Genomic DNA, 1319 nt, shown 5'->3' on the forward strand with positions numbered 1-1319 from the left:
CCCGTCCTGAATAAAGGCTACATAATTTTAAACATTATGTATAAAAATGACAAAGTAATCAGACGGTATTCAGAACCTTTTAAACTGAAAATTTTAGACGAACTTACAACAGGAAAACTAAATAAGTATCAATTAGGTAAGGCTTATGGAATTGCACCAACCACCATTAACGAATGGATCAGGAAGTACAACCGTAAAGACCTTATGAACACACGAATAACTGTGAAAACCAAAGATGAAATAACACGTATTAAAGAACTTCAAAAAGAGATTGAACAACTAAAAAAATTGTTGTTAAAGAAAGACTTAGATGCTATGATTCAAGATTCATACCTGGAAGTTGCCGCTGAAGATCTTGGCTACAAATCTGTTGCAGAACTAAAAAAAAAGCTAAATATAGAGCGTTAAGTAAGACTAAAGACAATGCTAATGGATCTGCGTCTTTAACCACTATCTGTATGGCTTTCGGGCTTAAACGTGATGCATACTATAAGTATAAATATAGAGATGACAAACGTTTAAAACTTGAACAACAGGTCATTCAAATAGTCCACAAAAGACGCAGATCTCTTCCCAGAGAAGGTGTGCGTAAACTTAAATTATCATTGGATGATGAATTTAACAAGGCCAATCTCAAAGTCGGAAGAGATACTTTGTTTAATATCCTTAGAAAACACAATATGCTTATAACCAGAAAGAAACCCAGCTACAGAACTACCAATTCTTTGCATAGGTTCTATAAACATAAAAACATCATTAAAGATGTACTTGTTAATAGACCCAATCAGGTTTGGGTATCTGATATTACATACATCAGAACTGTAAAAGGATTTTGTTACTTGGCGCTCATAACCGACATGTATTCAAGGAAAATCATTGGCTATGACCTTAGTGATAGCCTGGAACTTAGCGGTTGTGTCAGAGCGCTTAAAAAGGCTTTATATAAAGCTAAAAACACTCAGAACCTTATACACCACTCGGACAGAGGAATACAGTATTGTAGCAATCTATACACGCAAATTTTAAAGAGAAACAACATCAAAATTAGTATGACAGAAGAAAATCATTGCTACGAAAATGCTATTGCGGAACGTGTTAACGGCATCTTGAAAGACGAATTCTATCTCGACCAAACCTTTGATAGCGTACAACACGCCAAAAGAGCAACAAAAAGTGCAATTAATCTTTACAACCAAATAAGATTACACGTATCTTTAGATTATAAAACACCAAATATGGTATACCTGCCTGCCGGCAAGGCAGGTTTAAAAACAGCGTAAATCAATTTTTAACCTGTAGCCATATTTCAGGACTAGACA

At 34.7% G+C, this 1319-nt stretch carries 2 protein-coding genes; both read left to right on the forward strand.

The window, feature by feature from the left end; all coding sequences use genetic code 11:
• Positions 1-408 (forward strand): transposase (locus EYD45_RS16520; protein ID WP_233702689.1); only part of this gene is annotated, 408 nt, incomplete at its 5' end.
• Entirely contained in the window at positions 366-1280 is a 915-nt protein-coding gene (locus EYD45_RS16525; RefSeq protein ID WP_262708623.1) for an IS3 family transposase, read from the forward strand. The genes EYD45_RS16520 and EYD45_RS16525, both read left to right, overlap by 43 nt.
• Positions 1281-1319: the final 39 nt, after the last annotated feature.

This window comes from Hyunsoonleella flava (assembly GCF_004310325.1).
Taxonomy (GTDB): domain Bacteria; phylum Bacteroidota; class Bacteroidia; order Flavobacteriales; family Flavobacteriaceae; genus Jejuia; species Jejuia flava.